The organism is Synechococcus sp. R3-13, assembly GCF_047462195.1.
Classification (GTDB): domain Bacteria; phylum Cyanobacteriota; class Cyanobacteriia; order Thermostichales; family Thermostichaceae; genus Thermostichus.
Genome location: NZ_JANSIO010000500.1, coordinates 1 through 5,349 on the forward strand (window position 1 = coordinate 1; position 5,349 = coordinate 5,349).

The 5,349-nt window shown below is 60.9% G+C and carries 7 protein-coding genes; all 7 read right to left on the bottom strand.

The genetic code is table 11. The annotated features are described in order from the left end of the window. Positions 1 to 52: 52 nt before the first annotated feature. Positions 53 to 595 carry a sensor histidine kinase gene (locus tag NW856_RS13810; protein ID WP_414400708.1) on the bottom strand — a complete coding sequence of 181 codons (543 nt, stop codon included), beginning with the start codon at positions 593 to 595 and terminating at the stop codon, positions 53 to 55. Between the two features lie 103 nt (positions 596 to 698). Next, a complete protein-coding gene (gene lpxB, locus NW856_RS13815; protein ID WP_414400709.1) occupies positions 699 to 1,907 on the bottom strand; it encodes a lipid-A-disaccharide synthase in 1,209 nt (402 codons plus the stop codon). A gap of 26 nt (positions 1,908 to 1,933) precedes the next feature. Beyond that, a complete protein-coding gene (gene lpxA, locus NW856_RS13820) occupies positions 1,934 to 2,911 on the bottom strand; it encodes an acyl-ACP--UDP-N-acetylglucosamine O-acyltransferase (protein ID WP_414400710.1) in 978 nt (325 codons plus the stop codon). Positions 2,912 to 3,144: 233 nt separating this feature from the next. Continuing rightward, positions 3,145 to 3,645: a 3-hydroxyacyl-ACP dehydratase FabZ gene (fabZ, locus tag NW856_RS13825; RefSeq protein WP_414382324.1), complete on the bottom strand. Its 501-nt coding sequence runs from the start codon at positions 3,643 to 3,645 to the stop codon at positions 3,145 to 3,147. Beyond that, a complete protein-coding gene (locus tag NW856_RS13830; RefSeq protein WP_414400711.1) occupies positions 3,635 to 3,865 on the bottom strand; it encodes a hypothetical protein in 231 nt (76 codons plus the stop codon). The genes fabZ and NW856_RS13830 overlap by 11 nt, the downstream gene beginning before the upstream one ends. Further along, a complete protein-coding gene (lpxC, locus tag NW856_RS13835) occupies positions 3,855 to 4,709 on the bottom strand; it encodes a UDP-3-O-acyl-N-acetylglucosamine deacetylase (protein WP_414400716.1) in 855 nt (284 codons plus the stop codon). The genes NW856_RS13830 and lpxC overlap by 11 nt, the downstream gene beginning before the upstream one ends. 14 nt (positions 4,710 to 4,723) lie before the next feature. Further along, positions 4,724 to 5,185, bottom strand: a complete 462-nt coding sequence (locus NW856_RS13840; protein ID WP_414400712.1) for a hypothetical protein — start codon at positions 5,183 to 5,185, stop codon at positions 4,724 to 4,726. Positions 5,186 to 5,349 lie beyond the last annotated feature (164 nt).

Consider the following 5,349-nt stretch of genomic DNA (forward strand, 5'->3'; position numbering starts at 1 on the left):
TGAGCTTATTATTGACTAGAGTCATGCTCTCCAAAGCCGGCCACCCCGACGCCTACACCCTAGGCTGAGCTGGCTTGCCTTGGCCAAAGGCAGGGAGAACCTGAGGCAGCCGCAAAGTAAAACAGGTGCGATTGGCCTCGCTGTTGAGGTGAATGCTTCCTTGCAACAGGCTTACCCGCTGCTGCACAAGGGCCAACCCCAACCCTGTCCCCCCTTGCCGCCAGGGATCCGCGCTGGGCACCCGATAGAACTTCTCAAATACCTGCTTTTGCTCTTCCAGGGGAATGGTTACGCCGGTGTTGAGGACTTGGATGTCCAGGTGGTCGGAATGGCAGGTGGCCTGAAGGCTGATCAGGTGCCCAGCAGGGGTGAATTTACATGCATTTTTCAGCAATTCCGCCAGCACCGACTTTAGCACTCCCGGCAGGGTAAAAATGGCAGGCAGTCCTGGAGGGATCCCAAGGCTGAAGCGCTGATGGTGACTATGGGCCTCCTGAGCAAAGGGCTCTGCGATCTGGGGCAACCACTCTTTCAGCTCCAACCAGCAGGGCTGCTGTGAACCGTTCGCGTTAGCGGGACGGAGTCCCTTGAGCATCTCCAACTGCTGCAGTTCCAGATGCTGAGTATCTGGAAGAGGAGGATTCGACAGCGGCCTTGGCGGGAGGACGGGCCGTGCCCCAGGTGCTGGGTCACCGGAGTTAGCGGCGGAAGGGATCCTGCTTCGATCCAGCTTCGCCATCCAACACCTCTAGGATGGCCTTGGCAGCGCGAGCCAGAACGCCGGGTTCTCCTAGGGCTGCCCGCATCGCGGCGTAGTCGGCTTGCAGTTGGGCTTTGCGTTCGGGCCGAGTTAGCAACTCCAGCGCCAGTTGGGCGATCTTCTCCGGCTGGGCCTGCTCCTGCAGCAACTCCGGGACAATGGGGCGCATCTGCACCAGGTTGGGCGGAGACATGAAGGGCACCGACACCCTCAGCCAATGGCGGGCGATCCAGAAGGTGAGGGGGTTGAGGCGATAGATCACCACCTGGGGGATCCCCAAGATAGCCGTCTCCAAGTTCACCGTGCCCGACTTGGCCAACACCAAATCAGCCGCTGCCAAGGCGAGGTGATGAGCTTTGTGGGGGGAGAAGAAGGACAGAGCTTGGGGATCCAAAAGGGTGAGGTTGAGCCCAAGGCGGCGGGCAGCCCGCGCAATCGGGGCAGCAAAACGGGGCGAGGCCAGGGGCACCCAAAACTGTGCCTGAGGCAGGTGAGCTTGCAACAACTGAGCCGCCTTGAGCAAGACAGGCAGAACCGAGCGCAGCTCTTGCCGACGCGAAGCCGGCACCACCACCACCACCGTGGCTTCGGCAGGGATCCCCAACTGGGCTCTGGCTGCAGCACGGCTGGGCACAGCGGCCAAAATATCCAACAGGGGATGGCCCACATACTGGACATGGGCTCCTGCCGCCGCGTAGTAGCGGGCTTCCTCAGGGAAAATTGCCAACATCAGCCGCATCTGCTGGGCCAGTTGGTAGGTGAGGCGGGCGTCCTGCGACCACACCCACTCTTGGGGGGCAATGTAATAGACAGCAGGGATCTGCCGCCGTTGCAGCAGACGGGCAATGCGGCTGTTGACGCCGATGTAGTCCACCAGCACAGCCACATCTGGCGGGTCTTGGGCCAAAAAGCGGCGAATCTTCCATTCCGTCCAGAGGGCGGGGCCGATAAAGGGAAGAGCCTCTAAAATGCCAACGGAGCTGATCTCGGTAGTGCGGTGCAATAAACGGGCCCCGGCAGCAGCCATGCGCTCTCCCCCGACCGCTGTGATGCGCAGTTGAGGGCGCTGGCGCAGCAATTCTTCAATCAGATGGCCGGCCTGCAGATCCCCTGAGACCTCGCCCGTGCAGATGAACAGGTGGCTCACCAGAGCTACGCTCCCGACCCCAATCTTTAGTCATCCAGCTCTGAAGTGCTCTGCACCGGCGGATCTTCCCCCCTCCCGCGCAGGGCCGGCAGAGGGCCACGTCGTTGGGGCTGGGAGAGGGAGTCTTCCAAAAATTGCAGCAGATGTTGCAGGGATCCCGTCTCGTCCACCCACTCTTTCCCCTGTAGGGAAAGGACATGGCGCTCTCCCTCCGCACCGCTGTTACAAACGACACACAGGCTGCTGCGCAGCGTTTGCAGCGCTTTTTCCAAAGGCAACCCTGAGCGGTACAAAAATCGGTAGACCTGCCGCAGCAAGGGCAGGGATCCCTCCATCCCTTGGGCTCGCCGCAGCCCCACCAAGTTCAGACCGCGGATGCGAGCCGGATGTCCTTCCACCAACATGTAGGGGGGAACGTCGCGGTCAACCCGGCTCATCGCCCCCACCATGGCCAAGCGCCCGATGCGGGTGAACTGGTGGATCCCGACCATGCCGCCGATGCGGGCTTGAGACTCGATGTGGATATGGCCGGCCAAGGAAACAGCATTGGTAATCACCACCTGATTTTCGATGACGCAGTTGTGGGCGACATGGGTGTAGGCCATCAGCAGGTTGTAATCTCCAATCAGGGTGGCTTCCCCTTCATTGGTAGCCCGGTTGATGGTGACGAACTCGCGGATGCGATTGCCTCTGCCGATTACCACTTGAGAGGGGGCGCCGCTGTACTTCAGATCCTGAGGCTCGGTGCCCACAACTGCTCCCGGAAAAATGTGGTTGCCCTCGCCGATTTCCGTCCAGCCATCGATCACCACATGGGCCCCCACCACCGTATGGGCAGCGATACGAACATGCTCGCCGATCACCGCATACGGGCCAACCTGCACCGTCTCGTGTAGCTCAGCTTTCGGATGGATCACCGCGGTGGGATGAATCCGCTCCCGTGAGCGGTGCGGCGCACTTGCAGAGGCGTTGGGAGTGGATCCCGCTGAAGCGAACGAACTCATTTCCGACCTAGCCAGCAACTGTGGTTACGCTCCCAACCCCGCGAAGGATCACCAAGACTTGACTCCAGGGGAGATGAGCCTTAGAGCTACGCCCCACTGTCGCGACAACATGTTTACCGTATCCCGACAGAAAGGCGCAAGCAGCCCCTGAGCCATCTTTCTATCCCAACACTTTATCTCAATTGCGAGAACACCCACACCGGAGCGCCTCCTGGATGGCCGCTGTTGGCCCATCAATCCACCAGGGAGAACATCAGCTCCCCCTCGGTTACCAGTTGCCCTCCCACCTGAGCGCGGCAGAACATCTTGCCAATGCGCCTCTGGCGAATGGTGAGCAAGTCGGCAGAGAGCAGCAGCTGATCCCCCGGCAGTACCGGGCGGCGAAAGCGAACGCCATCGATCCCGGCAAACAGGGCCAAACGCCCGGCCACGTCCGGCAACTTGGTCAACACGATCCCCCCTATCTGGGCCATGGCCTCGACGATTAGGACGCCGGGCATGATGGGTCGGTTGGGGAAATGCCCTTGAAAAAAAGGCTCGTTGAAGGTGACGTTTTTCAGGCCCACCGCCCGTTGCCCCGGTTGATACTCCACAACCCGATCCACCAGCAAGAAAGGATAGCGATGGGGCAAGATCTCCAAAATCTGCTCCGTTGTGAAGACGGGGGGAGCGGTTGCCAATTGAGCGGCTGCTTCAGCCGAGAGGAGGGGAGGAGGGGAGACATCAGAGGCCATGGTGAACCCACAGAGGCAGAGGACAAAACCAAATCCCGGACGGGGAGGACGGCAGGCCAGAACTCAGCCAAAAGAGCACCCAGGGATCTACGGAGAAGAGATCAAGAGATTCCAATAGAGCGGATCCCCCTGAAGAAAAGTGCTCGGCACCGCTGTCGCACCTGAGGATGGCAGGGTTGTTGCTGCGCAACCGGATCCCTTGCTCCCCCTCACTCTTCATGGATCAGCAGGGATCCACTCTTGAGCAACTGCTCGGCCAAACGGTGGTGCAGGGCATGGCCCGCCTTGTAGGCCACAATGTGCCCCTGCAGTCGGCAGCCCAGGAGGCTGAGATCTCCTAGTAAATCTATCAGCTTATGGCGCACCGGCTCATCTGGGTAGCGCAATGGCCCCAACCACTCGGTTTGGCTACAGACAATGGCATTTTCCAGGCTGCCCCCCTGGATTAGCCCCCGTTCCCGGGCCAGCTCCACATCCTGCTGGCGGGCGAAGGTGCGGGCCGGCGCAATGGACTGGACAAAATCCGGCCTGTTCTCCCTCCAGCTCAGCCACTGTTCTCCAATCGGGCAATCGGCAAAATCGATGCCATAGGTAAAGCGGGCTGTAGGATGGGGGAGGGCGCTGACAAAGGCTTCCCCCGCCCAGACAGTGACCGGTTCTTGGATCACCCCCAGCAGGGCTGGCTGATCTTGGGCCTGGATCCCGGCCTGGGCAATGGCCTCCACAAAGGGCAGGGCAGAGCCATCCAGAATCGGCAGCTCCGGCCCCTCCACCTCGATGCGGCAGTTGTCAATGCCCAGGATGTAAAGGGCGGCCAGCAGGTGTTCCACCGTCTGCACTTGAACAGAGGGGGATCCCTGCTGCAACAGGGTGCAGAGATGGGCAGGGGCCAGGGATCCCAACCGAGCCGGGATCTCAGGGGATCCCGGTTGATCCACCCGCACAAACACCCGACCGCTGCCGGCAGGAGCTGGATGCAGACTGCAGCCAATTGGCAGGCCGGTGTGCAGGCCAACGCCTTCCAGAGAAATAGAGCTGGCTAGGGTGTGTTGCCGGCCTCTCATCATGCTCCGCACCGCTAGTGCAAACGCTCTTGGCCCCGGTCGAAAACGCGGTAATACAGCTCCCGATAGCCCACGCGCAGGTTACTGCCGGCATCTGCCAACTTGGCTTTGTGACTGCGGGTGCCGTAGGCGCTGAACACCTCGTAGGTATCCCCTTCAAAGAAAAAGGAAGAGACATCGGACACCTCTTCGCCCCCCAGCAACTGCCAGCGCCCCTGGCGAAACTGCAGCCGGTAGTGGGCTCTATCCAAGCTGCCGGAAGGACGGTCGATCATGGCGTCGATGCTGCCCTCGTAGAAGGGCTCTGCACCACCATCGTGAACCGACACCTCCACAGCGATATCTCGGTAACGGCAGTTGGGCCGGTTGCACAGGCGAATTGAGCGCATGGCCTCGGCAATGGCTTCCAGCCGCTGCCGCGCTACGGTCAGGGAAAGGTGCTCTATACCCCCATCGCGAGCGAGCTGGGGCGACACCTGAGCCGCCTCTGCCACTGTGGAGGGCAACGAATGGGCAGCCAACGCCGGGGATCCCCAGCAGCATCCCACCAACACCAGACAAATCAAGCTCAGCCAACAACGGTATGCGGATCCCATGAACACAATCTATGACCAAGAAAACTGGGTTGCAAGCCCTGCCC